24 protein-coding genes are annotated in these 26,018 nt (G+C 71.4%); 5 read left to right on the plus strand and 19 right to left on the minus strand.

Features of this window, described 5'->3' with window-relative positions; genetic code table 11:
• Positions 1-9 precede the first annotated feature (9 nt).
• Both KME66_RS03240 and ligD read right to left on the minus strand, forming a co-directional pair.
• Positions 10-1,095 carry a hypothetical protein gene (locus tag KME66_RS03240; protein ID WP_073226552.1) on the minus strand — a complete coding sequence of 362 codons (1,086 nt, stop codon included), beginning with the start codon at positions 1,093-1,095 and terminating at the stop codon, positions 10-12.
• A complete protein-coding gene (ligD, locus tag KME66_RS03245; protein ID WP_253208223.1) occupies positions 1,092-2,114 on the minus strand; it encodes a non-homologous end-joining DNA ligase in 1,023 nt (340 codons plus the stop codon). The genes KME66_RS03240 and ligD overlap by 4 nt, the downstream gene beginning before the upstream one ends.
• A gap of 76 nt (positions 2,115-2,190) precedes the next feature.
• Between ligD and KME66_RS03250 the strand changes: the two genes are divergently transcribed.
• Together KME66_RS03250 and ppk2 are read left to right on the plus strand one after the other, a co-directional pair.
• Positions 2,191-3,252, plus strand: a complete 1,062-nt coding sequence (locus tag KME66_RS03250; RefSeq protein WP_216318707.1) for an ATP-dependent DNA ligase — start codon at positions 2,191-2,193, stop codon at positions 3,250-3,252.
• 128 nt (positions 3,253-3,380) lie between these two features.
• Positions 3,381-4,373: a polyphosphate kinase 2 gene (ppk2, locus tag KME66_RS03255; protein WP_216318710.1), complete on the plus strand. Its 993-nt coding sequence runs from the start codon at positions 3,381-3,383 to the stop codon at positions 4,371-4,373.
• Between the two features lie 167 nt (positions 4,374-4,540).
• Here the strand turns inward: ppk2 and KME66_RS03260 are convergent, their stop codons facing one another.
• The 17 genes from KME66_RS03260 to KME66_RS03340 all read right to left on the minus strand — a co-directional run bounded on the left by KME66_RS03260 (position 4,541) and on the right by KME66_RS03340 (position 22,984).
• Positions 4,541-5,884, minus strand: a complete 1,344-nt coding sequence (locus KME66_RS03260; protein ID WP_216318715.1) for a lytic murein transglycosylase — start codon at positions 5,882-5,884, stop codon at positions 4,541-4,543.
• Positions 5,885-5,899: 15 nt separating this feature from the next.
• Positions 5,900-6,784 carry a hypothetical protein gene (locus KME66_RS03265; RefSeq protein ID WP_216318718.1) on the minus strand — a complete coding sequence of 295 codons (885 nt, stop codon included), beginning with the start codon at positions 6,782-6,784 and terminating at the stop codon, positions 5,900-5,902.
• Positions 6,785-6,834: 50 nt separating this feature from the next.
• Positions 6,835-7,332: a nuclear transport factor 2 family protein gene (locus KME66_RS03270; protein ID WP_073226931.1), complete on the minus strand. Its 498-nt coding sequence runs from the start codon at positions 7,330-7,332 to the stop codon at positions 6,835-6,837.
• 359 nt (positions 7,333-7,691) lie between these two features.
• Positions 7,692-8,282 carry a hypothetical protein gene (locus KME66_RS03275; protein WP_216318720.1) on the minus strand — a complete coding sequence of 197 codons (591 nt, stop codon included), beginning with the start codon at positions 8,280-8,282 and terminating at the stop codon, positions 7,692-7,694.
• A gap of 23 nt (positions 8,283-8,305) precedes the next feature.
• Entirely contained in the window at positions 8,306-8,827 is a 522-nt protein-coding gene (locus tag KME66_RS03280; protein WP_216318722.1) for a hypothetical protein, read from the minus strand.
• Positions 8,824-10,062: an MCE family protein gene (locus tag KME66_RS03285; protein ID WP_216318725.1), complete on the minus strand. Its 1,239-nt coding sequence runs from the start codon at positions 10,060-10,062 to the stop codon at positions 8,824-8,826. The genes KME66_RS03280 and KME66_RS03285 overlap by 4 nt, the downstream gene beginning before the upstream one ends.
• Entirely contained in the window at positions 10,059-11,249 is a 1,191-nt protein-coding gene (locus KME66_RS03290) for an MCE family protein (protein WP_216318727.1), read from the minus strand. The genes KME66_RS03285 and KME66_RS03290 overlap by 4 nt, the downstream gene beginning before the upstream one ends.
• A complete protein-coding gene (locus KME66_RS03295) occupies positions 11,246-12,421 on the minus strand; it encodes an MCE family protein (RefSeq protein ID WP_216318731.1) in 1,176 nt (391 codons plus the stop codon). The genes KME66_RS03290 and KME66_RS03295 overlap by 4 nt, the downstream gene beginning before the upstream one ends.
• A gap of 1 nt (position 12,422) precedes the next feature.
• A complete protein-coding gene (locus KME66_RS03300; RefSeq protein WP_073226580.1) occupies positions 12,423-13,442 on the minus strand; it encodes an MCE family protein in 1,020 nt (339 codons plus the stop codon).
• On the minus strand, positions 13,439-14,470 hold the full coding sequence (locus KME66_RS03305) for an MCE family protein (RefSeq protein WP_073226583.1): 1,032 nt from the start codon (positions 14,468-14,470) through the stop codon (positions 13,439-13,441). The genes KME66_RS03300 and KME66_RS03305 overlap by 4 nt, the downstream gene beginning before the upstream one ends.
• Positions 14,467-15,765: an MCE family protein gene (locus KME66_RS03310; RefSeq protein WP_216318734.1), complete on the minus strand. Its 1,299-nt coding sequence runs from the start codon at positions 15,763-15,765 to the stop codon at positions 14,467-14,469. Before KME66_RS03310 ends, KME66_RS03305 begins: the two co-directional genes overlap by 4 nt.
• Entirely contained in the window at positions 15,765-16,568 is an 804-nt protein-coding gene (locus tag KME66_RS03315; protein WP_216318736.1) for an ABC transporter permease, read from the minus strand. Before KME66_RS03315 ends, KME66_RS03310 begins: the two co-directional genes overlap by 1 nt.
• A 3-nt stretch (positions 16,569-16,571) precedes the next feature.
• Positions 16,572-17,429: an ABC transporter permease gene (locus KME66_RS03320; RefSeq protein WP_216318739.1), complete on the minus strand. Its 858-nt coding sequence runs from the start codon at positions 17,427-17,429 to the stop codon at positions 16,572-16,574.
• A complete protein-coding gene (locus tag KME66_RS03325) occupies positions 17,426-18,412 on the minus strand; it encodes an ABC transporter ATP-binding protein (RefSeq protein WP_216318742.1) in 987 nt (328 codons plus the stop codon). Before KME66_RS03325 ends, KME66_RS03320 begins: the two co-directional genes overlap by 4 nt.
• 633 nt (positions 18,413-19,045) lie before the next feature.
• Positions 19,046-20,593, minus strand: a complete 1,548-nt coding sequence (locus KME66_RS03330) for a DUF6801 domain-containing protein (protein WP_073226602.1) — start codon at positions 20,591-20,593, stop codon at positions 19,046-19,048.
• A 502-nt stretch (positions 20,594-21,095) separates the two neighbouring features.
• Complete coding sequence (locus KME66_RS03335; RefSeq protein WP_073226605.1) at positions 21,096-21,752, minus strand: hypothetical protein; 657 nt, start codon at positions 21,750-21,752, stop codon at positions 21,096-21,098.
• Positions 21,753-22,048: 296 nt separating this feature from the next.
• Positions 22,049-22,984, minus strand: coding sequence for a hypothetical protein (locus KME66_RS03340; protein WP_073226608.1), 936 nt, complete (start codon positions 22,982-22,984; stop codon positions 22,049-22,051).
• An 805-nt stretch (positions 22,985-23,789) separates the two neighbouring features.
• On the opposite strand from KME66_RS03340, the gene KME66_RS03345 reads away from it, so the two are divergent.
• The 3 genes from KME66_RS03345 to KME66_RS03355 all read left to right on the plus strand — a co-directional run bounded on the left by KME66_RS03345 (position 23,790) and on the right by KME66_RS03355 (position 26,016).
• Entirely contained in the window at positions 23,790-25,004 is a 1,215-nt protein-coding gene (locus tag KME66_RS03345; protein ID WP_216318745.1) for a helix-turn-helix domain-containing protein, read from the plus strand.
• A 202-nt stretch (positions 25,005-25,206) separates the two neighbouring features.
• Positions 25,207-25,470, plus strand: a complete 264-nt coding sequence (locus tag KME66_RS03350; RefSeq protein ID WP_073226614.1) for a hypothetical protein — start codon at positions 25,207-25,209, stop codon at positions 25,468-25,470.
• Between the two features lie 72 nt (positions 25,471-25,542).
• Positions 25,543-26,016 (plus strand): SCP2 sterol-binding domain-containing protein, encoded by a 474-nt coding sequence (locus KME66_RS03355; protein WP_073226617.1) that lies wholly within the window; start codon positions 25,543-25,545, stop codon positions 26,014-26,016.
• Positions 26,017-26,018: the final 2 nt, after the last annotated feature.

Consider the following 26,018-nt stretch of genomic DNA (forward strand, 5'->3'; position numbering starts at 1 on the left):
GGGAAGGACTCAGGTGGCCGCGGCCGCATGCTCCGGCGTGCGGGCGCGGCCACCCGGGTGCCGGTGGCGCCACACCCAGAAGACCGTGCAGGAGACCAGCGCCCAGGCGGCGAGCACCAGATACGGGAAGACGAACTGGTGGCCCTGGTAGTAGACGGCGGTGTGCTGGGCGTTGACGGAGGCCCCCGGCGGCAGCCAGCGGCCGATGTGGCCGAGCGCGGAGGGCAGCAGCGGCCAGGACACCGCCCCGCCGGACGACGGGTTGCCGAGCAGCACCATGACACCCCAGGTGGGGATCATCGCCCACCGGCCCATCAGGGTGTTGAACATGGTGAAGACCATGCCGGAGGTGAACATCGTGAAGGCCAGGATCAGCCAGGACTGGACGAACGGCAGGTCCACCGCCCCGAGCCACCAGTCCACGGCCGCCGCGATGGCGAAGCCGCCGAGCAGGGCGTAGGCGACGGTGAACGCGATGCGCTCGGCCGGGTTCAGTCCGTGGGCGTGCACGCTGAGCTGGATCGCGCCGAGGAAGCCCATGATGACGGCGGCCAGCGAGATGTAGAACAGGGCGAGCCCGCGCGGGTCGCCCCGCTGGAGCGGCTTGACGTCCCGGACGGTGACCTCGACACCGGTGGCGTCACCCACCTCGAGGCCCGCCTTGCCGAGCAGTTCGGCCACGGACGCGCCGGAGGCTCCGGCCACGTCGAGGGCCACGCCGTCGCCGGAGGAACGGACGATCGCGAAGACCTTCTGTTCGTCCAGGGCGCGGCGGGCGTCGGCGGCGTCCGGGTAGTCGTGGAGTTCGAGCGAGGCGTCGAGGGCCTTCTCCATCCCGGCGACGAACGTCTCGCCCCGCTCCGCCTCCGGCTGGGTGACCAGGGCCGCCGGGATCCGGTGCGGGGTGGGGTTCGCCATCGCGTACGTGTACGAGCCCGCGAAGAGACCGGCCGCGGCGGCGACGATCAGGACGAGGACGGTGGCGGGGAGGAACGGGCTGTTCTTGTACGCCTCCCACCGCTCGCGGAGGGTGAGCGGCCGCCCGTGCGCGCCGTGCCTCTCGCCGCTTCCGCCCGGCTCCCCGCTTCCGCTCACGCGGGGTCACCGTCGTCGTGGCGGGCGCGGCTGGGCTGGACGCGCTTGGGCTCGCCGGGCATCTTCGGGTACTCCGGCGGGTAGGGCAGGTCACCGAGCCCGCGCTCCTTCTCGTCCCGGTCGGCCAGTTCCAGCAGCGCGTCGAGCCGGAACGCCTCCTGGTCCATGCCGGCGTGGACGTCGCCGAGTTCGGCGTACCGCCCCGGCATCGTGCGGATGTCGAAGTCACGGGGTTCGGCGTCGTCGATCTCGTCCCAGCGCAGCGGCGCGGAGACCGGGGCGTGCGGGAAGGGGCGTACGGAGTAGGCGGAGGCGATCGTCCGGTCGCGGGCGGTCTGGTTGAAGTCGACGAAGATCCGCTCGCCGCGCACCTCCTTCCACCAGGCCGTCGTCACCCGCTCGGGCATCCGGCGCTCCAGCTCGCGCCCGGCGGCGATCGCGGCGCGCCGCACCTCGACGAAGGTCCAGGCGGGTTCGATGGGCACGAAGACGTGCATGCCGCGCCCGCCGGAGGTCTTGGGCCAGCCGCGTACGCCGTGGTCCTCCAGGACCGAGCGCAGAGCGTGGGCGGCGGTGACGGCGTCGGCGTAGCCGGTGCCGGGCTGCGGGTCCAGGTCGATGCGCAGTTCGTCCGGGTGGTCGGTGTCCCCGGCCCGCACCGGCCAGGGGTGGAAGGTGAGGGTGCCGAGGTTGGCGGCCCAGATGACGGCGGCGAGCTCGGTCGGGCACATCTCGTCGGCGGGACGGCCGCTGGGGAAGGCGATCCTGGCGGTGGGGATCCACTCGGGGAGGTTCTTCGGGGCGCGCTTCTGGTAGAAGAAGTCGCCCTCGACCCCGTCCACGAAGCGCTGGAGCGTGGTCGGCCGGCGGTTCAGGGCCCGGGTGATCCCGGGGCCCACGGCCAGGAAGTACTCGGCCACGTCCCTCTTGGTGTAGCCCTTCGCCGGGAAGTACACCTTGTCCGGGTTGGACAGCCTCACGGCCCGCCCGCCCGCGTCCAGCTCCACCGCTGCTCCCATGACGGCCACCGTAGGCCGGTCGCACATATGCCGCACATCGGACGACATGGCTGGGCGTACGGTCCAGAATCGGGCCATGGACCTGCCGGTGATGCCGCCCGTGAAGCCGATGCTCGCCAAGTCGGTGGCCAGGATCCCGCCGGGCATGGCCTACGAGGCGAAGTGGGACGGCTTCCGGGCGATCGTGTACCGGGACGGCGACGAGGTCGAGATCGGCAGCCGTACGGGCAAGCCGCTCACCCGCTACTTCCCCGACCTGGTCGACGCCGTGCGGGACAGTCTCCCGCCGCGCTGTGTGATCGACGGGGAGATCGTCATCGCGCACGAGGGGCGGCTCGACTTCGAACGGCTCAGCGAGCGCATCCATCCGGCGGACTCCCGGGTGCGGATGCTGGCCGAGCAGACCCCGGCGAGCCTCGTCGCCTTCGACGTCCTCGCGGTCGACGACACCTCGCTCCTCTCCACCCGGCAGGCGGACCGGAGGGAGGTGTTGAGGGCGGCGCTGTCCGGTGCGTCCGCGCCCGTGTTCCTCGCCCCGTCCACGACGGACATCGAGGTCGCCCGGGAGTGGTTCGACCGGTACGAGGGCGCCGGACTCGACGGCGTCGTCGCCAAACCGCTCGACCTCCCCTACCGGCCCGACACCCGGGCGATGTACAAGATCAAGCACGAGCGGACCGCCGATGTCGTGGTGGCCGGCTACCGCGAGCACAAGAGCGGCCCGGTCGTCGGCTCGCTCCTCCTCGGCCTGTACGACGCCGACGGCGTGCTCCAGCACGTCGGGGTCTGCGCGGCCTTCCCGATGAAGCGGCGCGCCGAGCTGGCCGAGGAACTCGCCCCGCTGCGCTGCGAGTTCGCCGAGCACCCGTGGGGAGCCTGGGCGGACGCGGCGGCGCACGAGCGGTCCCGGCTGCCGGGTACGCAGAACCGCTGGTCGGGCAAGAAGGACCAGTCCTGGGTACCGCTGCGCCCGGAGCGGGTGTGCGAGGTGGCCTACGACCACATGGAGGGCGACCGGTTCCGGCACACCACCCAGTTCCGTCGGTGGCGGCCGGACCGGAATCCCGCGGACTGCACGTACGCGCAGTTGGAGGAGGTCGTCTCCTACGACCTCGCGGAGGTGCTGGCGGGCGGCTGAGGCCACGGCCGGGCATGGCGGGCGGGCTCGGGGGCACGTGTCGGTGCGGGAGAGGGCCCACCCGCGGCGGGGTGGGCCCTCTCCCGCACCGGTGGACGACGAGGCGAGCGGGAAAGAGGACCAGGCCGATGACCGAAGGACCACGGGCCGATCCGGCGGAACTGCTGAAGGGGCTGACCGTGGACGGGAGCCGCCCCGAGCAGCCCGTCCTCCTGGACGATCAGGGCCGTCCGATCGAGACGTGGCGGGAGAACTACCCCTACGACCGGCGGATGCGGCGCAGGGAGTACGAGCGCGTCAAACGCGTCCTCCAGATCGAGCTGCTCAAGCTCCAGCGCTGGGTCCGGGAGAGCGGGCAGCGGCTGGTGGTGCTGTGCGAGGGCCGGGACGCGGCGGGCAAGGGCGGGACCATCCAGCGCTTCACCGAGCGGCTGAACCCGCGCGGTGCGCGCGTGGTCGCCCTGGAGAAGCCCACCGAGCGCGAGAACGGCCAGTGGTACTTCCAGCGCTACGTGGCCCAGCTTCCGACCGCCGGGGAGATCGTCTTCTTCGACCGCTCCTGGTACAACCGGGCCGGTGTGGAACGGGTGATGGACTTCTGCACCACGGAGCAGTACGAGCACTTCCTGCGGCAGGCACCGCAGTTCGAGCGGATGCTCGTGGAGGACGGGGTGCTGTTGGTGAAGCTCTGGTTCTCGGTCTCCCGCAGCGAGCAGCGGACCCGGTTCGCGATCAGGCAGGTCGACCCGGTCCGCCAGTGGAAGCTGTCGCCCACCGACCTGGCGTCGCTCGACCTGTGGGACGAGTACACGGCGGCGAAGGTCGGGATGTTCCGGGCCACGGACACCGAGTACGCGCCGTGGACCGTGGTGAAGAACAACGACAAGAAGCGCGGCCGGCTGGAGGCGATGCGCAGCGTCCTGTGGCGGTTCGACTACGACAGCAAGGACGAGAAGGCCGTCGGCCGCCCGGACCCGCTGATCGTCGGACCGGCGGACACCCTGCTGGAGCCGGGCGAGGAGCCGGCGAACCTCTCACCGACGCCTCTGACCGGCCGCGCCCACGGGCCGGGCAACCATCCCGGTCAGGATCGGGGCGATGCCTTCCCGCCACGGAGCTGAGCAGGCCGGTCCCCTTCCGGGCACGGGCTGAGCAGACCGGCCCTCTTCCCGCCACGGGCTGGGAGAGGGCCGGTCCCTTCCCGGCACGGACTGGGAGAGCCGGACCCCTTCCCGCCACGGAGCCGAGAAAGGGGCACGTTCTTGTCCAGGGGAGGAGTGGCCCTGGCTCAGGTCGCGGCCGCGTCCCCCGGTGCGCACGGGCCGCCGGGCTCGTCCTGGCCGCCCGTGACCGCTGGGGACACCGCTTCGGACGGCGAGGGGTCCGCCGGGGACGGGGTTGCCCCGGGGCAGCCCGGGTCGGTCTCCACGGGGTCGGGCGGTGTGGCGGGCCCGGTCGGGTCGGGGCCGGGTGCCGGGTCCGTGGGGCTGGGCCCCGGGTCGGTCGGGTCGGGGCTGGGGCTCGGGGTAGGGTCGGTCGGCTCGGGGCCGGGGTCCGTGGGACCGGGGTCCGTCGGGCCGGGATCTGTGGGACCTGGGTCGGTGGGGCCGGGATCTGTGGGACCTGGGTCCGTCGGGCCGGGGTCGGGGCTCGGGGAGCCGGGGTCCGTGGGGCGGGGGGTCGGGCTCGGGCTCGGCGGCCTGGTCGGCTGCGGGCCCACGACGACGCCCCCGTCGCCCTGGCCGGGGCGCTCCAGAGTACCGGGGCCGCCCACCGGGGCCCTGGGCGGGGTCTTCCCGCCCGGTCCGGGACTGGCCGGGAGGACGCCCCGCCCGTCGGCGACCGGATGGCTGCCGTTGCGGTAGAACTCCAGCCAGGACAGCACCGTCCGCAGGTAGGTGTCGGAGCGGTTGTAGCTGAGGATCGCCCGGTCCAGGTCGGCGCGGCGGGTCAGATCGCGCGGCCCGGCACAGAGGTAGTGGCCGGCGGCGAGCGCCGCGTCGTAGACGTTGTTCGGGTCCCGGCGGCCGTCACCGTTGCCGTCCGCACCCCAGGCCGTCCAGGTGGACGGGATGAACTGCATCGGCCCGACGGCCCGGTCGTAGGTGCCGTCGCCGTCGTACGCCCCGCCGTCGGTGTCCCGGATCAGGGCGAAGCCGTTGCCGTCGAGCGCGGGACCGAGGATCGGGGTGAGGGTCGTACCGCGCGCGTCGACCCGACCGCCGGACGCCTGGCCGGACTCGACCTTGCCGATCGCCGCGAGCAGCTGCCACGGCAGCCCGCACCCCGGATCGCTGCGGCCCACCGCGCTCTCGGCCTTGCGGTAGGCGGCCAGCACGGTGGCCGGGATGCCCGCCTCCGGCCAGGCACGGGCCACGAGGGGGGCAGCGGGCTTCTTCCCCGGCTGCAGGGGTGCGGGTGGCTTCGGGGACCGCAGCGGCGGTAACTCGGTGTGGTAGACGTCGTCGCCCGGCACCTCGGTCCACACCACGTCCTCCGAGGACGCCGCCTTCTCCTTCCGCGGCTCGGGGAGGGCGAGCCCAGGGGCCTGGGACGCCGTGAGCGCGGTCATCGCGGCGACGGCGGTGGCCGTGGTGCCGAGCCGGCGGCGCACCGTGCGGTGGAAGCTCATGCGGGTTCCCTTCGCTCAGCGGGTGAACGTGTCGATGGCGGCGATCAGCCAGGTGTCGCCGCGGCGGACGGCGTCCACGGCGAACATGGCCGCCGCGTACGTGGTCTCCTCGTCCTTGCCCGTACGGGTGTTGCTCTGGTCGGCGAAGATCAGCAGCCGCGCGCGGTCGCCGTCGAGGAACTCGACCCCGCTCTCGGTGACGGTGGTGGTCAGGACGAGCTTCTGCTCGGGGGCCTGCTCCCGTACGTCGGCGAGCATGTCCTTGTGCTGCTGCACGGCCCTGCCGGTCAGATAGGTGCTCGCCGCGCGGTCGGACCGGGCGGGCGAGGCGTAGTCGTACGAGAACACCGCCCCGACCGCCTCACTGATCCGGCCCTTCACCTCACTGGTACGGCCGATGTCGGTGAGCGCGGTGTTCTGCCGGGCCGGCTCGTCGCGGAGGTTGCCGGCCGAGGTGAACGCCCAGACGGCGACGGCTCCGAGGAGCACGGTGAGCGCGCAGAGCACGGCGGGCAACGTGATGCGGAGGCGGGAGGCCCGGGTGGGAGGAGCGTCGTCGTCCGTGTGGCCGTCATCGGCCCCGGGTCCGGTTCCGGCGGCCGGGGCGGGGGCGGTGGCGTCCGTGGCGTCGGGCTCCGCTTCGACGGTGGCGGTGGCGGTGGCGGTGTCAGTGGCTTGGGGATCCGCTTCGGCGGTGGCGGAGGTGCTGGTGGTGTCAGCGGTACGGGCATCCGCTTCGGCAGTGGCGGTGCCGGTGTCCGGGGCGGTGCCTGCCGCGGGCTCCGGTTCGCGGTCGGCTCCGGGGTGCCCGTGGGCCGGTTCCGTCTCGGCTCCCGCCGTGCGCGAGGGGGCCGTGGCCAGCCGGCGACGGCGGTTGACGAGGTGACGGGTCGTCGACATGGGTGAGTCCTCTCCGGGGCGTTCGGGGTGGGCGGGGCGCGGCGTGGCGGTCAGCCGGCCGTGGAGCCGACGGACGCCTGGCCCAGCGCGCTGAGCTTCCACCCCCCGGCGGTCCGGGTGAGCGTGCCGAGCAACCGGCTCTCCTTCACCGCCGGTTCGCCCTCGGGCGCGGTCACGGTGACGCGCAGGGCGACCATCACCCCGGCCCGTCCGGCCCGCTGGTCCAGTTCGGTCACCGCCCCGGAGAGGACCTTCGCCGTGCTCACCGTCTTCGCCTCGGCGATCTGCCGGGCGAACGCGTCCCTTCCGTCGACGAGTTGGCGGTGGAGGTCGCCGGTGGTGGACTGCTCCCAGCTGTCGAGCCCCTGCTCCAGCGCCTTGTGGTCCAGGGTGTTCATGTTCTGCACCGCCTGCTCCCCCGCCGCCAGCGCGTCGTCCCGCGCCTGGGCGAAGGAGGCCGCGTCGTCGTGCGCGGCCTCGTACCGCTGCCAGGAGCCCCAGCCCGCTGCGCCGGCCGCACAGACCGCCAGGGCCAGGGCGACGAGCAGGACCGGGTTCCTCGTCCGCGCCCGCGAAGTCCGCGGGCTCTCCGCGGCCCGGGGGGTCGCCGTGGCCCTGGTGGTCTCGATGGCCCCAGTGACCTCTGTAGTCCTGGTGGTTCCCGTGGTCTCGGTGGTTTCTGTGACCCCCTTGGCCTCGATGGCCTCCTTGGTCCCGATGGTCCCACTGGTCTCGGTGGTCCCCGTGGCCCCGGTGCTCCCGGTGCTCCCGGTGCTCCCGGTGCTCCCGGTGCTCCCGGTGGTCACCTTGGACCCGGTGGTCCCTGTCGCCGTCCGCCGCCGTGCCATGTGCTGCCTCTCCCCTGCCTGCCGAACCGGACTCGTGCGCCAGCGCCGCCGGGCCGCCGTCATGTGGTGCCGATCTCGACGATCCACCAGCGTCCGTCGCGCAGTTCGGCGGTCACCGTGAGCTGCGCGGAGGCGGTGGTGGGGGTGCGTCCCCGGCGTTCGTAGACCTGGTCGAGGAAGACCAGGAGATGCGCGCTGTCGTCGGTCAGCCGGGTCACGCCGGCCCGGACCACTTCCGTGGTGAGCGTCAGCTTCTGGTCGGCGGCCTGCCGCTCGACCTGGCCGAACAGCCTCGCGTACTGCTGGAGCGCCTGGCCCGCCAGCACCTCCTTCGCCGCCGCCCTGGTGGTGGCGGTGGACCCGGGAGCGTACGTGAAGACCTTGCTGAGCGCGCTGCTCACATCGCCGGTGACGCGGGTCGTCGCCTCCGCGTCGGTGAGCGCCAGATTCGCCGTGGCGGGAGTGTCGCGCAGTTGGCGGCCCTCTGCGTACAGGACGCCGCCCGTGGCGATCAGGACGACCGTCAGCAGGGCCCCGAGGGCGCGCGGCCAGCGGCGGCGGGGCCGGTCCGCGCCGTCCTCCGTCTCCGGCGCCCGAGTCTCCGTCCTCTCGGCCGCGGGGCCGGGGTCGAGAGCCGCATCACTGCTCACCGTCGCCGTTCCTCCGCTCGCTCTCATCGGCCGCCGCCCGTCCCGATCGCCGTGAGCGCCTTGACCTTCCAGCCGTCGGCGGTACGGGCGAGAGTCGCCGCGAACCGTTTGCGCTGGGTGCCGGCCGTGCCCGAGCGCGGGGTGACCTCGACATCCACGGTGGCGATCAGCTCCGCCGTACCGGTGCGCTCGTCCAGAGCGGTGAGCGCCGCCGACGTGACCTTGCCCCGGGCCGTGTCACCCGCCGCCGTGAGGGACTTCGCATCGTCCTTGCGGGTCCGCTCCAGCTCGTCGTGGAGCGGACCTGTGGAGGAGTCCAGCCAGGCCCGCAACCCGTCGTCGACCCGCTGCGCGTTCTCGCCGTCCAGGCTGTTCAGAGTCGCGAGGCGACGCTTGCCCTCGGCCAGGGCCGTGTCGCGGGCCTTCGCGTAGGACAGGGAGCGGTCGCCGCGCGCCTGCCCGTACGACCAGGCCCCCAGGCCGCAGACGAGGGCGGCGACGAGCAGCACGGCCCAGCCGCCCAGGCGCCGGGTGCGGGGGGTCATGAGCCGCCTCCCAGGCCCAGCAGCCCGGCCATGCCCTCGGCCGGCGGCGGCGAGGCCGCGGCGCCGGCCCCGGCCCCGGCCCCGGGCAGCTTCATGGAGCCCGGGACGGCCGGTTCCGGCACCGGGCCGCCCTGGGGCGCGTTGGCGCTGCCCCGGACGTTGATGCCGGTGCCGGGCGAGGACGTGCAGCGGGCGGCGGTGTTCACGGCGGGCCCGGCCGAGGTGTCGAGGCCGTTGCGGTAGACCGTGCCGCCGTAGCCGGCCGTGCAGGGCAGGGGTTCGAAGAAGGTGACGGACATCCCGAACCGGGCGCCGTCGTCGTCGACCGCGCTCGCTCCGGCGGCCGCGACCGCGGGGAGTTTCACGAGGAGTTCCTCCAGGCCGCGTTGGCGGGTGACGGCCACCTCCGATGTGGTGAGGAGGTTGGCGACGACGACGCCGAAGGCCGGGTCGACGTCGCGCAGCAGTCCGCTGATCTGGACGGCGGCGTCCGGGGTGGTCGCGATGAGGCGGCGCAGGTCGGCGTCGGATGCCTTGAGTTCGGCGGCCAGTTCCCTGGCGCCCTTCGCGAAGCCCTTGAGCGCCTTGCCCTGTTCGGCCTGGGTGCGCAGGACCTGCTCGCCGTCGGCCATCAGCCGGGTGGTGACGGCCAGGGCCTTGTCCGCGGCGTCGATGAAGTCGCCGCCGGTGTCCAGCAGGACCTGGAGGTCGTCGCCGCGTCCTTCGAAGGCGGCCCCGAACTCCTCGACGACGGTCCGCAGGCTCTCCAGGTCCACCGAGCTCGCCAGGTCGTCGACGCTGGTGAGGACGTCGGTGGGGGGTGCGGGAATGGTGGTGTCGGCCTCGTCGATGACGGAGCCGTTGCCCAGGAAGGGGCCCTCGGTGCGGGTGGGCCGCAGGTCGACGTACTGCTCGCCGACCGCCGAGAGGTTCGCGACGACGGCGTTGAGGCTGTCCGGGATCCGCGGGGCGTCCTTCTCGATCCTCAGCTCGGCCTCGACCCCGTCCTCGGTCAGCTCGATGGGGCCGACGCGGCCCACGGAGACTCCCCGGTAGGTGACGTTGGAGTGCGTGTACAGGCCGCCTGTCTGCGGGAGTTGGACCGTGACGGTGTAGTAGCCGCGCAGTCCGACGTAGTGACCGAGATCGGCGTAGCGGACTCCCAGGTAGCCGAGGACGAGGACGGCGATGACGAGGAAGGCGAGGTTCTTCAGCCGGACGGCGAGGGTGATCACGGCGTCGCCTCCTTCGTGGTCTTCGGCGTACCGGACACGGCGGGCAGGGGCAGCGGGAGGGGCAGCGCTCCCCGGGCCGAGGCGGCCGGTTCCTCCCCCTCGGCCGGGGGCTGCGGGATACCCGGCGGGTCCGGGGTGAGGGCGGGGATGATCTGCGTCCCGGGTATGGCCGTCACGTCCAGGTAGACGTTGAGGTAGTCGCCTTTGACGCCGCGCAGCACCTCGTCCGTGAAGGGGTAGGTCAGCAGTACCTGGAGCGAGTCCGGGAGGTCCTGGCCGGAGTCGGCGAGCGCCTTCAGGGTCGGGGCGAGCGCCTTCAGGTCGGCGATCATGTCGGCCTTGCTCCGGTTGATCGTGTCGACGGCCACCGTGGACAGGGTGTCGAGGGAGCGCAGCATGGTCATCAGGGAGCCGCGCTGCTTCTCCAGGACCTTGAGTCCGGGGCTGAGTCCGGTGAGGACCGTGCCGACGTCCTGTTTGCGGGTGGCGAGGGTGGCGGCGAGCCGGTTGACGCCGTCGAGGGCCTGGGTGATGTCGCCCTTGTTCGCGTCCAGGTTGGTCACGAGGGTGTCGACCCGGTTGAGCACGGAGCGGATCTGCGGTTCCTGGCCGGCGAGCGCCTTGTTCAGTTCGGTGGTGATGGTCTTGAGCTGGTTGACGCCGCCCCCGTTGAGGAGCAGGGACAGCGCGCCGAAGACCTCTTCGACCTCGGGGTTCCGGTTGGTGCGGGAGACGGGGATGCGACCGCCGCGCGCGAGCGATCCGCGTGCGGTGCCCTCGGGCGGCGGGGCGAGCTGGATGAACTTCTCACCGAGCAGGCTGGACTGTTCGAGCCGGGCGTAGGCGTTGGCGGGAAGCTCGACCTTCCCGTTGACCCGCATGGTGACCCGGGCCCGCCAGCCGCCGCCCGGGGCGAGCGCGATCTTCGTGACGCGGCCCACGGAGACGTCGTTGACCTTGACCGAGGACTGCGGGGCGAGGCTGAGCACGTCGTCGAATTCGGCGGTGACCTCGTAGGGCCGGTCGCCGAGGTCCGCTCCGCCGGGCAGCGGGAGCTGCTCGATGCCGGTGAAGGAGGGGGCGTCGGGGCGGACCACGACCAGGGCGAGCAGCGCGCCGGTGGCGAGCAGGGCGGCCGCGCCGACGGCCGCCCGTGCGGCGGGTCCGCGCCGGTTCTCGTCGTTCATCGCTCGGTCCCCTTCTGCCGTCCGGTCCCGCCCGACGCGTCTGCCCGGTCGGCCTCGCCGGGGTTGTCCGGTTGCTTCTCGGGGGTGCCGTAGACCGTGCCGACCTCCGGCAGCGGCAGGACGGGCAGCGCCTTGCGGCGGTTCGCGTCGACCGGGGCGAGGCCGGTCAGCCGGCTCGCAGCGGCGGCGGCCCCGGGCTCCACCAGCGGTCCTCCCATGGACAGTTCGTTGAGGTTGGTCCGCCCGTTGAGGGTGCGGTGGACCGGGTCGTAGGCGTTGAGGACGTTGCCCGCGGCGAGCGGCAGGGTGTCCATCGCCTCGGCCAGCGAGGCGCGCTGGTCGACGAGCGCCTGGGTGACGGGGACCAGGGCCTCGACGTTCTTCTTGAGCGAGCCGCGGTTCTTGGCGATGAAGGTCTTGACCTGGCCGAGGGCGGTACCGAGTTCCTTGAGGGCCGCGCTGAGGTTCTTCTTGTCGTCGGCGAGGAAGGTGGTGACCGTGTTCAGCTGCTGCTCGGCGCTGCGGACGTCGCCGTCGTTCTCCTTGAGCATCGTGGTGAAGCTCTGGAGGTACGTCAGCGTGTCGAACAGGTCCCCGCTGCTCCTGTCGAGCGTCTTGGTGGCCTTGCCGAACTGCTCGATGGCGTCGCCGATGGCCTTGCCGTTGCCGTCGAGGTTCTTCGCCCCCGTGTCCAGGAGCCGGGCCAGCGCCCCGTTCGCGTTGGCGCCGTCGGGGCCCAGCGCGGTGGAGAGTTCGGTGATGGACGCGTACAGTTCGTCGACTTCGACGGGGGTGGCGTTGCGGGCGGCGGGCAGCACCGCGCCGTCCGCGAGCCGGGGCCCGCCGTCGTAGGCCGGGGCGAGCTGGATGTAGCGGTCGGCGACGAGGCTGGGGGCCACGACGACGGCGTGGGCGTCCCGGGGGACGTCGATCCCCCGGTCGAGGCGGAGGACGGCCTTGACCTCCTTGCCGCGCGGCTCCACGGAGCCGACGGTGCCGACCTTCACGCCGAGGATCCGCAGGTCGGATCCGGCGTACACGCCGGTGACCCGGTCGAAGTAGGCGATGACGGTGGTCCTCCCGTCCTCCTCCAGGGCGCTGACGCCGGTGGCGGCCACGACGGCGACGAGGGCGAGTCCGGCGCCGATGCCGGTGATGCGGGTGCGTCTCATGTCAGCGGCCCCCTTGCTGCCGGGGTGGCATGCATCCGGTCGCCGGGGCGGTGCCGGCGGGAAGGTAGTTCTTGGGCACGACGCCGCAGACGTAGTTGTCGAACCAGCGCCCGCTGCCGAGGGTGTTGCCCACGAGCCGGCTGTAGGAGCCGGTCGTGGCGAGGACCTTGTCCAGGCTCTTGCGGTTCTTCACCAGGACGGCGGTGACGCGGCTGAGGGAGGCCAGGGTGGGCCCGAGCTGCTGGTCGTTGTCCTTGACGAGTCCGGTGAGCTGGGTCCCGAGGTCGCGGGTTCCCCTGAGCAGCAGATGGATGGCGTCGCGGCGGGCCTGGATCTCGCCGAGGAGCAGGTTGCCGTCCTCCAGGAGCGTTTCGAAGCTGCTCTTCTTCCCTTCGAGGGTCCTGGTCAGCTTCTTGCTGCTGCTGAGCAGGGTGGCGAGCTGGGCGTCGCGTTCGGAGACCGTACGGGAGAGGGCGGAGAGCCCGTCGGCGGCGCTGCGGACGTGGGGCGGGGAGTCCTTGAAGGTGGCGGAGATCGTCTCGAAGCTCTTGGCGAGCTGGTCGGTGTCGATCGCGTCGATGGTCTCGCCGAGTCCGTTGAACGCCTGGGTGACGTCGTACGGGGACGTGGTGCGGCTCGCGGTGATGCGGGAGCCGGGGTCCTGCGGTGCGTCGCCGAGGGGGTCGACGGCGAGGTACTTCTCGCCGAGCAGGGTCTTGATGGCGATGCCCACGGTGGAGGAGTCGCCGATCCAGGCGTCCTTGACCCGGAAGTCGACCCGGACCTTCGCGCCGTCGAGCACGACGCCGGTGACCTCGCCGACCTTCACTCCGGCGATGCGCACCTCGTCGCCGTCGTCGAGTCCGGCGGATTCGGTGAAGTCGGCGCTGTAGGCGGTGCCGTGGTCGACGAAGGGCAGGGAGTCGGCGCGCCAGGCGGTGAGCCCGACGAGGGCCAGGACCAGGAGACCGACGAGGGCGACGGCGACCGGGTTGCGTTCCCGGACGGGGGTGATTCTCATGCCAGGCACCTCGGTTGGGTGATCGCGATGCCGGTGGGCGGCGTGCTGCCGTCGTCGTGGGTGACGCCGCTGACCTTCGCTTCGCAGAGGTAGAGGTTGAGCCACGATCCGTAGGACGTCAGCCGGCTGATCGCCGCCATCTTGGCCGGGGTCTTCTGGAGGAAGTTCTCGATCTGCGGCGTGCCCTTCTCCAGTTGGCCGCTCAGGCGGCCGAGTTGGCGGATGTCGTCCTTGAGGGGCTTCCGGCCGTCCTGGAAGAGGTCGGCGGTGACGGTGGTGAGCGCGCCCATCGCCGTGATGGCCTCGCCGAGCGGCTTGCGGTCGCCGGAGAATCCGGTGACGAGCTTCTGGAGGGTGACGACGAGGTCGTCGAATCCCTCCTCGCGGTCGTTGACCGTCTTGAGGACCGTGTTGAGGTTCGTGATCACCTCGCCGATCACCTTGTCCTTCGCCGCGACGGTCGTGGTGAGCGAGCCGACATGGCGCAGGATGCTGTCGACGGTGCCGCCCTCGCCCTGGAGTACCTGGACGATGGAGCCGGCGAGCTGGTTGACGTCGGGCGGTGACAGTCCTTCGAAAAGGGGCTGGAAGCCGTTGAAGAGCTGGGTGAGGTCGAGGGCCGGGGTGGTACGGGAGAGCGGGATCGTGGCCCCGGGCGCGAAGGTCCTGCCGACGGGTCCGGTGCCCCGGTCGAGGTCGACGTACCGCTGTCCGACCATGTTGAGGTATTTGATGGACGCCGTCACCGAGGCGGGGAGGTCCCGTCCCTTGCGCACGGCGAAGGCGACCTCGGCGACGCGCCGGTCGGCGACCCGCACGGATTCGACCTGGCCGACCTTGACCCCGGCGATGCGGACGCTGTCGCCGGGGATGAGGCCGGTGGCGTCGCTGAACCGCGCCTTGTACGTGGTGGTGTCGCCGACGCCTTCGTTGGCGATGGAGAGACCGAGGACGGTGGTGGCCAGCACGGTGACGACGATGAAGACGAGGGACTTGGTGACAGGTCCCGCGAGCGAGCGGCGTTTCACTTGAGTTTCACCTCCGTACCGCGGAAGGCCGGTCCGATGAGCACGCTGCTCCAGTCGGGCAGATCCCCCGGCCGGACCTTCAGCGAGGGGGCGACCAGTTCGTTCACGAGCTGGGACTCCTGGGGCGAGTTGGGCAGGCCGAGCGCGGTGCCGTTGCCGTCGTCGGGATCGGCCCCGGTTGCCGGGGGCGCGGTGACGTCGGCGGCCCGGCGGGTGTCGGCGGTCGGGGCGTGCTTGCCGACGTACGGCACCGAGTAGCACTTCGGGCCGCCCGTGGCGTTGTAGACCGGCGCGTCCCGGCCGGGAACGTATTTGCCCTTCGAGGGAACGGACTTGACCGACACGTGCAGCCCCGGCTCGTCGGTTCCCTTGCCGAGCGCCTTGTCCATGGCGGGCACGAATCCGGCCAGGGTGCGCAGGGTGCAGGGGAACGAATCCGCGTATTCGGCGAGGAGTTCGAGGGAGGGGCGGCTCGCGGCGGAGAGCCGGATGAGGTTGTCCTTGTTCTCCCGCAGGAAGGAGGTGACGTCCTGCGCGGCGGCCGTGGTGGTGCCGTGGAGAGCGGAGAGCCGCGCCTCCTCGTCGGCGAGGGTGGAGCTGGTGACCGTGGCGTCCCGCAGCGCGTCGAGGACGTCCGGCGCGGCGTCCGCGTACAGCGTGCTCACCTTGACGAGTTCCTTGATGTCGGCGTTGAGAGTGGGGAGTTGGGGGTTGAACTTCTCCAGGTGCTGATCCAGCGTGGTCAGCGTCTCGCCGAGGCGCTCGCCCCGCCCCTCCAGCGCCCGGGAGACGGCGTTGAGGGTGGCGGAGAGCTTCTCCGGCTTCACGGCGGTCAGCAGCGGCAGGACGTTGTCGAGGACCTGCTCCAGCTCGATGGCGTTGCTGGAGCGGTCCTGCGGGATGACGGCCCCGGCCCGCAGGGTGGCGGCCGCGGGGATACGGGGCGGGACCAGGGCGACGAACCGGGCGCCGAAGAGGGTGGTCGGCAGCATCTGGGCGGTGACGTCGGCGGGGATCCGGCCGAGCTTCTCGCGGTCGATGGCCAGGGTGAGGCGGGCGCCGTCTCCGTCGGTGGCGATGGAGCGGACCTGCCCGATGACGACGCCTCGGAGCTTCACGTCGGCGTTGGTGTGCATCTCGTTGCCGACGGATCCGGTGCGGACGGTGACCGTGGCGTCGTCGGTGAAGTCCTTCTCGTACACGGAGACGGAGACCCACACCAGGACGGCGGGCACCAGCAGGAAGGCGACTCCGGCCAGGCGGCGGCGGATCGTGCGGGTGCTGGATGTACGCATCAGCCGGCCACCTTCACGGTCGTCGTGGCGCCCCAGATGGCGAGGGAGAGGAAGAAGTCGGTGACGCTGATGAGCACGATGGCGTTGCGCACCGAGCGGCCGACCGCCACCCCCACGCCGGCCGGTCCGCCGGTGGCGTGGAAGCCGTAGTAGCAGTGGGCGAGGATCACCAGCACACTGAAGATCAGCACTTTGAGGACCGACAGCAGGACGTCCTGCGGGGAGAGGAAGAGCTGGAAGTAGTGGTCGTAGGTGCCCGCCGACTGGCCGTTGAAGAAGATCGTGATCCAGCGGGAGGCGACGTACGAGGAGAGGAGCCCGATCGCGTACAGCGGGATGATCGCGACGACTCCGGCGATGATCCGGGTGGTGACGAGGTAGGGCATGGAGCGGACGCCCATGGCCTCCAGGGCATCGACCTCCTCGTTGATCCGCATCGCGCCCAGCTGGGCGGTGAAGCCAGCGCCGACGGTGGCGGAGAGGGCGAGCCCAGCGACGAGGGGGGCGATCTCCCGGGTGTTGAAGTAGGCGGAGACGAACCCGGTGAACGCTGACGTGCCGATCTGGTTGAGGGCCGCGTACCCCTGGAGTCCGACGACCGTGCCGGTGAACAGGGTCATGGCGATCATCACGCCGATGGTGCCGCCGATGACGCCGAGACCGCCGCTGCCGAAGGCGACCTCGGCCAGCAGCCGTTGCACCTCGCGCAGATAGCGGCGCAGGGTACGCGGGATCCAGACGAGCGCCCTTACGTAGAAGGTGAGTTGGTCGCCCGCCCGGTCGAGCCGGTTCAGTATCGCCATCGGTCAGCTCCCCTTCGCGGGGACGATCTGGAGGTAGATCGCCGTGAGGACCATGTTCACGAAGAACAGCAGCATGAAGGTGATGACGACGGACTGGTTGACCGCGTCGCCGACTCCCTTGGGGCCGCCCCGGGGATGGAGGCCCCGATAGGCGGCGACGATGCCCGCGATGAAGCCGAAGACGAGTGCCTTGAACTCGCTGATGTAGAGGTCGGGCAGCTGGGCGAGGGCGGAGAAGCTCGAAAGGTAGGCGCCCGGGGTGCCGTCCTGCATGATCACGTTGAAGAAGTAGCCGCCGAGCGTGCCGACCACCGAGATCAGCCCGTTGAGCAGCACGGCGACGAGCATGGTGGCGAGCACCCGGGGGACGACGAGGCGCTGCACGGGCGAGACCCCCATGACCTCCATCGCGTCGAGCTCCTCGCGGATCTTGCGGGAGCCGAGGTCGGCGCAGATCGCGGATCCGGCGGCGCCGGAGATCAGCAGCGCGACGATGAGCGGGCTCGCCTGCTGGATCACCGCGAGGACGCTGGCGCCGCCGGTGAAGGACTGGGCGCCGAGCTGCTGGGTGAGGGAGCCCACCTGGAGGGCGATGACCGCGCCGAACGGGATGGAGACGAGGGCGGCGGGGAGGATGGTGACGCTCGCGACGAACCAGAACTGCTCGATGAACTCCCGCACCTGGAAGGGCCGGCGGAAGATGGCGCGGGCCACGGCGACCGCGAGCGCGAACAGCTTCCCGGTCTCGCGGAGCGGGGCCAGCAGTCGGGAGGGGCGGCGCCGGCCGGGGGCCTTCGGGGAGGTGGCCGGCGGGGATTCCTCGGGCGGCTCGGGCGGCCGCACCGGCATCGGGGCGGTCACGCGCGCGCACCTCCGGCGGCCGGGGCGTAGCTGTCGAGGATCGCCGTACGGGCGGCCTCCGGCAGCTGGCCCATCATCGACATGACCCGCTCCCGGCGGCGCAGCGCTCCCTGGCGTACGGGCATCCCGGGCGAGGGCTCCAGCTGGGGGACGACGGTGCGGGGGCCGGTGGGCAGCGGGACGGTGTCGGCCAGCTGTTCGGCGGCGAGGGTGGCGGCGTCCTTCTCCTCGGACATGCCGATGGGTCCTTCGCGGCGTCCGGCCAGGAACTGCGAGACGACCGGGGTGTCGCTGGTGAGCAGCACCTCGCGGGGGCCGAAGGTGACGAGGTTGCGGCAGAACAGCATGCCCATGTTGTCGGGGACGGTCGCGGCGATGTCGAGGTTGTGGGTGACGATCAGCATCGTCGCGTCGATCTGCGCGTTGAGGTCGATCAGGAGCTGCGAGAGATAGGCCGTGCGGACCGGGTCGAGGCCGGAGTCCGGTTCGTCGCAGAGGATGATCTGGGGGTCCAGGACGAGGGCGCGGGCGAGGCCGGCCCGCTTGCGCATCCCGCCGGATATCTCCCCCGGCAGCTTTCCCTCGGCGCCGAGGAGCCCGACGACGTCGATGCGTTCCATCACGATGCGACGGATCTCGGATTCCTTCTTGCGGGTGTGTTCGCGCAGCGGGAAGGCGATGTTGTCGAAGAGGGACATCGAGCCGAAAAGGGCTCCGTCCTGGAACATGAGACCGAAGAGCTTCCGGGTCTCCATGATGTCGCGCTCCGGGCTGTTCACCATGTCGACGCCGTCGATGAGGACACGTCCCTGTTCGGGTTTCAGGAGCCCGATGATGGATTTCAGGAAGACGGTCTTTCCGGTTCCGGAAGGACCGAGCATGACGCTCACTTCACCGGCGGGCAGGGTGAGGCTGACGTCCTGCCAGATGTTCTGTTTGCCGAAGGATTTCGTGAGGCCCTCGACGACTACTTCGATTCCCATCGACCCTCCCTCGAAGTGGCGGTGAACGTTTTCATCAGTTGACGCTCCGGCTCTGGGAAGGGGCGATGACGGCTCGTCACACATGCACCAGGGGGCGCACGCTATGTCCGCCGAAACCGCGAGGGCAAGCCGTTGAACAGCGGATTTCGACGAACCGGGCGTGCCGATCGGGTCACTTGTCACGGGGTGACAAGGCCGGCTCCCCGCCTTGTCGACATCTGCGCAAACGCCTGGGCGTTCGACCCAGGGCGGCCCGGCAGCGGAGCGGAGCGAACCGGGGCCGCACCTGCCCGGGGAGCAGGTACGCAGGCGTTTCCGATCGGCACATCTGGGACGCTACGGGCCGGTAACCTGACTTCGCAATACTGGGTACAGATTTTCCTCGGCAAGAATTCACGAGGTGCCGAGAATTGTCTTCGGGTGAGTAATCGCGCTGCCAAACCTGTCGGATGATGAGGAAGCCGGGTATCGGGCCAGGTGCGGGGCCGGCGCGGCTCCGCCCAGTCCGGGAAGGGTTCGGTGCGCCTCGGCCCGGGTCCGGTCCGGGGGTCAGGAAAGGAGCCCTTCCGGTCCCGGGGAACCGGAAGGGCTCGGATGCCTCTCAGCTGTCGGCGGCGCACGGGCCGCCGGTGCTCACCGCTCGGGCTCCGGCTTCCTGGGCGGGCAGTCGGGGCCCTCCGGGTTCGTGGCCACGCACAGGGGGGCCTGGGTCATCTTGGTGTAGTTGTCGGCCTTCTTTCCCGGGCTGGAGATGGCCGAGGTGAAGATCGGGTCGAGATCCTCGGTGGTACCGCACCCCTCGAACGGCGGGATGTGGGCGTACCCGGTCAGGCTGCCGCCGTACGCCACCAGATAGCCGGCCGGGGGATAGCTCTGGCCGTACCCCTTCAGCACCTGCTCGAAGGGGCGCGCCGTGCGGCAGTCGGGTCCCACGTCCAGGGGCACGCCGTTCACCTCGACGTCGGAGAGCCGCATGACGAGCCGGGCCGTGACCGTGGTCTCCTCCGGGTAGGTCGGCGTGTTGGTGACCGTGTGGGTGTGGATCGCGGCCGGGGGGCCCACCTGCTCCAGCGTCATGGTGGCGGTGGTCGGCATGAACCCGTAGCTGAGGAACGTGGCCTTCGTCGGGGGGAGTTGGCGCTTCCCCTCGTAGTCGAAGTCCACCTCGGAGCTGACGTCGACGGTGGAGGCGCAGGAGTCGTTGATGTAGCGCTTGTTGAGCACCACCTTCATGAACGCGGGCCCCAGTGCCGCCGCGCCGTCCAGCTTGGCGGCGTTCGCGTAGCCGGCCGCGTAGGTCTCGGCGGTGGTCATGACCCACTCGGGCGGGATCTCGATCGGGCAGCTGCCCGGGTCGTCCTCCAGGGCTTCGCGCCGCTTCTCGGTGAGGGCGTCGATCCTCTCCCGTGCGGTGGGCGGCAGCCCCTCGGCCGGTCGGGCGGGGGGCGGCTCCGGTGCGGAGTCGCTCTCGCCGGGCCGGGGTGCCGGGGACGTGGGGTCCTGGTCACCGCGGATCGCGATGGCAGCCAGTTCCGGCTCCTGGCCGGGGGCCGGGGTACAGGCGACGTCGAGTCCCGGTGGCGTCGTCGGCTCACCGGCCCCGGTGAGCGAGGTCAGCGCCAGGGCGAGCGCGCCGGGGGTGAGCGTCGCGCGTCCGGGGCTGCCGAAGGCGACGGTCGGTACGTCCCCGGTAGCGGTGAGGGTCAGTCCGGCTTGGCCCTCGTCCTCGCCCTGGCCTTCACCCCCGTCCGCGCCTTCGCCCGCGTCTGCGCCCGCCGTGGGCAGCTCCGCCGGCGGGGCGGTCAGGTCCTGCCAGGAGGCGTCCGCGGACGTGTCGCCGACGCTGTTGCGTACGGTGAGCCGCGCGACCGCCGACAGGGTGGCGGCGTCCAGGCCGGCGAACCGGGCGAGCGCCGTCGGCGGCAGGGTCACCTCGACCGCCACCTGACCGGGGCGGACCTCCTCGCCAGTACGGGCCGAGGTGGGGAGCACCGCCGAGACGACGACGTCCACCTCCTCGGGCCCGGAGGGGAAGGGACAGTCGTAGCGGAGGGCGACCTCCGACTTCTGTTCCGCGGCGGCCGATTCGGCGCTGGGTACGAGGGCGGTGGCGACGACGAGCGCCCCGCCCACGGCCCAGTGGATCGGTCGTCTCGCTGCGGCGCGTGCATCGACGGTCATACGGATGTGTCCTTCCGGCGCGCGTGGGCCCGGGAGCGGTCGGCCGCGGAGCGGGCCCGGAGTGCGGCGGCGGCTCTGCGGGCGGCGGCCGGGCGGGCCGCGGGCGGGCTTCGGGGCGGGGACGTGTGTCGGGGCGGGGAGGGGCTTCGGGGCGGGAGTGGATGCCGGGACGGGGATGGGCTTCGGGCGGGAGTGGACGCCGGGGCGGGAGCGGAGTGAGGACGGCCCGGACCCTGCCGGAAGCAGGGGCGAGCGGGACCTCGGCCGCGCTCCGGCCTGCTGCGGCCGGACCCCGGACGGGCCCGCCGACGGGTACGGTACGCACGCCGACGGCCCTCTGGGAAGGTCCGGGCTCCCGCTCGGATCACCGTCGCGCGGACTTTGGCAGCGGGTGACAATCCGCTGCCGCGCCTCTTGTCGGCGGGTGCGTGAAAGCGTGCCCGGCCGTCGGGTGCGCACGGCCGGGCACGGCGTTCAGACGCGCTGCGTCATCGGCGCGTTATCAGCCGCTGATGACCGGGGACTTGCCCGTGGTGGCGCTCACCAGGGTGTACAGGCCCTGGAAGCTGGCGGTGGTTCCGACGATGCCGCAGCCGCCGCCGACCTTGTTGGCGATGGACAGGGTGAGCCCGCCGCCCGCGGTGTTCAGCGTGCCGTTGCTGCCGCCGGTGGACGGGTTGTTGTACTTGCCGGCGACCTTGCCGCTGACGTCGAAGGTGCAGGGGCCGAGGATGCTGCTCCCGGACACCTTCGCCTTGATCGCCCGGATCTCACCGGTCACCTGGCCCGTGGAGTTGGTGCCGGCGCCCGCCGTGTAGTCCAGGCCCCAGATCTCCCACGTCGGCGTGGTGGTGACGGTCCAGGTGGAGCTGAACGGCCCCGTGCACGGCGAGTTGAACGAGATCGCCGAGATGGACGCGAGCTTGGCCGGGCTCCCGGAGACCGGGGACGTCGGAGCGCTCCCGGACGCGGCGGAGGTCGCGCACTGGATCTTGTTGCCGTTGTTGTCGGTCAGGACGGTCACTCCGGCGCTGCCGTTGAAGTTGCCGGTCGGGGTGATCGTCCAGCTGCTCGGCGCGGCGACGGCCGACGGGGCGGCCAGCACGACGGACGCCGCTGCGGCACCGATCGCGGTCAGGACACCGGTTCGCTTGAACATGGGGGTACTCCTTCTTCTCGTCCCGTTGGGGATTCGGCTGAACGTGACTGGAGCGGTTCGTGCGCTGTGTTCGCCGGGCCGGGCGGTGCGGCCGTTCGGCGGGTCGACGGGAGCCGGGCGGTGCGGCACACGGCGGGGTCCACGCGGTGCCGGGCGGTGCGGCACACGGCGGAGCACACGCGGTGCCGGACAGTGCGGCACACGGCGGGGTCCACGAGCAGGGGCCTGCGATGCGCGGACCGGGACGTGAGGGTCGGTTGGCCGCATCACCTCCTCGTACGGGTGGAGGGGACGGCCTACCGCTTCGCGGAGTGCCAGAATTCCGACAGCTTCCGGCCCTCGTCCGGCGCGAGGCCGGCGGGGTCGTAGGGGCTGCCGAAGTAGGTGGTCGTGGCGTCCAGCGTCACGCTGTTCTTCCCGGCGGCGGAGGGGAGGCCCGTCTTGAGGTTCACCGCCCAGTCCAGGAGCCCGGCTCCGCAACCGCTTGCGCCCGGTACTGCGAACGTGGCGTCGCCCTGGTCGGCGCCGTCGAAGGTGTAGCGCCCCATCTCGCCCTCGTCGTCGTTCGGCGTCCCGTCGGCGCCGAACCGCTGGAGCGAGAGGGTGGGCGCCGTCACGTTCTGCGGCTTGAGGAGCACCGGGTTCGACGGGGTCCCGATGTAGCACTTGTCACCCAGGAACGGATTCTTGAGCTGGATACGCACCGGGATGGTGAGAATGGGTTTGCCGGTCGAGAATGCGGCGCTCATATCGAAGTCGCGCGGCGCACCGGCCGGTTCGATGGTGGCCGTCACCCGGTTGAGATGGTTGTCCGTCAGCTGACGGCAGATTCCCGATACGAGGGGAATTCCACTGGGGCACATCAGTCCGATCAGCCCGCCGGGAACCTCGGCCGGGTCCGCCGTCAGGGCTCCCTCGGGCGGGGCCACCAGCGAGGCGGTGCCGTCGGCGCGCTGGACGACGCCGAGCTGCAGATCGGTGTGGCCGGTGGCGACCACGCTCTTGCCCAGCGTGATGGAGCCGGTGGCCGAAGTCGACGCGATGCAGGTGGCGATGGTGTTCACACCGTCGGCCGCCAGCATGGCGGGCGCGTCGACCGGACAGCGGTTGAAGGGCGCCCAGTCACCGTTGAGCTGGGTGGCGGCGGTGGCCGAGCCGGTGGAGAGCAGAGCGCTGAATGCCGTGAAGGCCGCGAGCAGACCTACGCGGGTTCGATTGGAAACGGATCTCATGTCGTCCCCTCTGTCGGCCGCCGTGACGCGGCCTCGTGCACGAAGTTGACCGGTTCTGCAACGCACGCCCGTACCGCGACGACCGTCGGCGGCGCCGGGACCTCGGGGGCCCGGGGGCGGAGCATCGGAGCATCAAATTTCGGGCAGATTTCATGCCTAATTGAACGAGGCGTGATGTTACTCGTCGGAAACAGGGCGACACAATCCGTCCGGCTAAGATTCTTTGTACTGCGCTCTTTTTGATCCGGAAATGAGCATCGCCTCCCGGTTCCCTTATCAAGGAATGCGCATCCGGAGGCAAGAAATTACCTACGGTCGCCCCGGGCCCCGCACCCGGTGCGTGAGTGCGGCCGCCTGGCCGGGAGGCACGGAAGCCCAGGCTCCGCCCTCCCGCGAAGCGCATGGGATTCGGCCACGCGGCTGGAAATCCCCTGCCAGGATTGGGTGTTCAGCCGCGTTCGCCATGGTGAGCCGCCCGCGCACCCGGCCATCCCCGGGGCGGCCACCTCCGGCCGGCTCCCCCTCGGAACAACTCGGCAACAGGAGAACCGCTTTGTTGTCACCGCCTGAGCGGGCGGCCGAAATTCATTGTCCGAAAGCGCGCAGCACCGCCCGACCTGCACGGCAGTCGCACAGTGCGGGCAAGATGTGTGCCCCCTGCACCCCGATCTTGTCCAAGTGGTGTGCAGCACCTGTTCCTTGGTCTATCTTCGTCGCGAACTTGGTACGCACCTGTCGGTTCGTGGGAGCGCTTTCCCCCACCGCCTCACCCCACCACCGGGCGCCGCGAGCAAGGGGATCTGTCATGCCACATCTCATACAGCCGTTGGATACCGAAGACCCGCTCGGGCCGCTCCCGCAGGAATTCGCGGCGATCATGCGGCCCGAACTGCCCAGCCTCATCAAGGAAATCGGCGTCGAGGTCACCCGGGCCTATCCGGAATACGCCCGGCTGCTCGACGGGCCGAACGGGCAGGCCATCAGAGTGGGCGTGGAGCAGAGCCTCGCCTCATTCGTCGATCTCGTGGCCGAGCCCTCCTCCCCCACCACCCTCCGCGACGACATGTGCCGGCGCTTCGGACGGTTCGAGGCGTACGAGGGCCGGAGCATGGACACGCTCCAGGGGGCCTACCGGCTGGGCGCGCGGGTGGCGCTGCGCCGGGCCAAGAAGGTCGGGCAGAGCTACCACCTCTCCCCCACCCTGATGCTGAGCTTCGCCGACGCGCTCTTCGCCTACGTCGACGAACTGGAATCGCTTTCCCGGGAGGGCTTCCTGGAGGCGCAGTCCCAGTCGGGCGAGCGCAGCGAGGCGCTGCGCCGCCGTCTGCTCCATCTGATCCTCGCCGGCCGCCCGGCCCCCGGGAGCGCCATCGCCGACCTGTGCGAGCAGACCGGGTGGACGCTCCCCGAGGAGGTCACACTGGTCGCCGTGCGCGCCCCGGCGGAGCTGGACCGGGTCGGCGCGGACCGCGACCTGCTCGTGGACCTCAGCGCCCCACAGCCGCACCTGCTCGTCCCGGGAGCGCTGGACGACGCGCGGAGCTCCATGCTCACCCAGGCCCTGCCGGACGGACGCATGGCGATCGGGCTCACCGTCCCCACGGCGCTGGCCTGCGAATCGCTCCGCTGGGCCCGCCGGGTTCTGGAACTCGTGGACTCCGGCGTGATCGACGACGCTCCCCTGATCCTGTGCGAGGACCATCTCCTCACTCTGTGGCTGCTCTCCGACCCCGCCCTGCTGGACCAGCTCGCCCAGCGGGAGCTGGCCGCCGTCGCGGGGATCAGCAGGAGCCGCCGGGAACGACTGGTCGAGACGTTGCGGATCTGGCTCGACACCCGGGGCACCGCGGCGCAGATGGGCGCGCTGCTGGATGTGCACCCGCAGACCGTCCGCTACCGCATGCGCAGCCTGGAGTCCATCTTCGGTGACCAACTCGTCGATCCTCACAGCCGCTTCGCCACCGAGGCGGTGCTGCGCGCGCTGCGCCTGCGCTCCCGTGCCACCGGCACATCCCCCTGACGTGGATCACGTTCGGCGCGACGGGTCAACTTACCGGCGCGTAAGGCGAAATAGCCGGTCAGTCCCAAACGGTTGCGACACGGAGACGTCTCCGGCGAGAAACCCGGAACCGCGTCCCGTACACAGGAGGGAGCCCGCCGCCCGTCAGGCGACGGAACCCCGTGCACCGCCTCCTGGCCGACCAGCGAAAAGGGAAAGCTCCATGACCGCCACGCACCTCCTCGTCCCCGTACCGATCCCGGACCGGGTCGCCGCGCTGATCGGCTCGTGCATTCCGCCGCACATCCTCCAGGCGGAGTTCGACGCCGACTGCGCGGCCCGCGAGGTCCGCAGGTTCCGCGGGCCACGACTGGACGTCGAGGACCAGGCCGACCGCGAACAGGCCCTGTCCGAACTCGCGCGCGCCAACAAGGTGCTCGCCGCGCACCACCCCTGCCTCGCGGTGCTGCCCGGCTCGCCCTTCTGAACGGCCTTGCGGGACGCCACCACTCCCCTTACCTTACTCTGAAGTAAGTTTACTTCGGAGTAAGGAACTGGCGTGGACGGAACCAGCAGCGGCGACCTCACCGACGACCTGTCCGCACTCGACTTCGCAGCGGTCGCCCCCGAGGAGTTCGCACGGATCGTCAAGAGCCTGTCCGGCAAGCAGCTCACCGAGATCATGCGGGGCGAGCTGCGCACCCGGATCCTCGGCGAGGTCTTCGGCCGGATGCGGCAGCAGTTCCGGTCCGAGGCGGCCGGGGGCCTCACCGCGCTGATCCGCTGGAAGATCACCGGGGAGAGCGATGCGGTCTACGAGACAGCGATAGCCGACGGCGTCTGCCGGGTCACCTCGGGCCGGTCGGACGCCGAGCCGCGCACCACGCTGGTGATGGCCGACGCGGAGTTCCTCAAACTCGTCTCCGGCAACGGCAATCCGGTCACGATGTTCATGACGCGCAAGCTCAAGGTCGCCGGTGACGTCGGCCTGGCGTCCGGCCTCACCCGCTACTTCGACATCCCGAAGGGGTGAGG

The sequence above is a fragment of the Streptomyces sp. YPW6 genome, assembly GCF_018866325.1.
Taxonomy (GTDB): Bacteria; Actinomycetota; Actinomycetes; order Streptomycetales; family Streptomycetaceae; genus Streptomyces.

What these genes read in the sequence shown, in the direction of transcription:
- ligD (WP_253208223.1), bottom strand. Translation starts at nt 2,114, where the DNA reads ATGGGAGCAGCGGTGGAGCTGGACGCGGGCGGGCGGGCCGTGAGGCTG.
- KME66_RS03345 (WP_216318745.1), top strand. Translation starts at nt 23,790, where the DNA reads ATGCCACATCTCATACAGCCGTTGGATACCGAAGACCCGCTCGGGCCG.
- KME66_RS03335 (WP_073226605.1), bottom strand. Translation starts at nt 21,752, where the DNA reads ATGTTCAAGCGAACCGGTGTCCTGACCGCGATCGGTGCCGCAGCGGCG.
- KME66_RS03340 (WP_073226608.1), bottom strand. Translation starts at nt 22,984, where the DNA reads ATGAGATCCGTTTCCAATCGAACCCGCGTAGGTCTGCTCGCGGCCTTC.
- KME66_RS03300 (WP_073226580.1), bottom strand. Translation starts at nt 13,442, where the DNA reads ATGAGAATCACCCCCGTCCGGGAACGCAACCCGGTCGCCGTCGCCCTC.
- KME66_RS03330 (WP_073226602.1), bottom strand. Translation starts at nt 20,593, where the DNA reads ATGACCGTCGATGCACGCGCCGCAGCGAGACGACCGATCCACTGGGCC.
- KME66_RS03250 (WP_216318707.1), top strand. Translation starts at nt 2,191, where the DNA reads ATGGACCTGCCGGTGATGCCGCCCGTGAAGCCGATGCTCGCCAAGTCG.
- KME66_RS03265 (WP_216318718.1), bottom strand. Translation starts at nt 6,784, where the DNA reads ATGTCGACGACCCGTCACCTCGTCAACCGCCGTCGCCGGCTGGCCACG.
- KME66_RS03350 (WP_073226614.1), top strand. Translation starts at nt 25,207, where the DNA reads ATGACCGCCACGCACCTCCTCGTCCCCGTACCGATCCCGGACCGGGTC.
- KME66_RS03325 (WP_216318742.1), bottom strand. Translation starts at nt 18,412, where the DNA reads ATGGGAATCGAAGTAGTCGTCGAGGGCCTCACGAAATCCTTCGGCAAA.
- KME66_RS03315 (WP_216318736.1), bottom strand. Translation starts at nt 16,568, where the DNA reads ATGGCGATACTGAACCGGCTCGACCGGGCGGGCGACCAACTCACCTTC.
- KME66_RS03295 (WP_216318731.1), bottom strand. Translation starts at nt 12,421, where the DNA reads ATGAGACGCACCCGCATCACCGGCATCGGCGCCGGACTCGCCCTCGTC.
- ppk2 (WP_216318710.1), top strand. Translation starts at nt 3,381, where the DNA reads ATGACCGAAGGACCACGGGCCGATCCGGCGGAACTGCTGAAGGGGCTG.
- KME66_RS03310 (WP_216318734.1), bottom strand. Translation starts at nt 15,765, where the DNA reads ATGCGTACATCCAGCACCCGCACGATCCGCCGCCGCCTGGCCGGAGTC.
- KME66_RS03280 (WP_216318722.1), bottom strand. Translation starts at nt 8,827, where the DNA reads ATGACCCCCCGCACCCGGCGCCTGGGCGGCTGGGCCGTGCTGCTCGTC.
- KME66_RS03290 (WP_216318727.1), bottom strand. Translation starts at nt 11,249, where the DNA reads ATGAACGACGAGAACCGGCGCGGACCCGCCGCACGGGCGGCCGTCGGC.
- KME66_RS03260 (WP_216318715.1), bottom strand. Translation starts at nt 5,884, where the DNA reads ATGAGCTTCCACCGCACGGTGCGCCGCCGGCTCGGCACCACGGCCACC.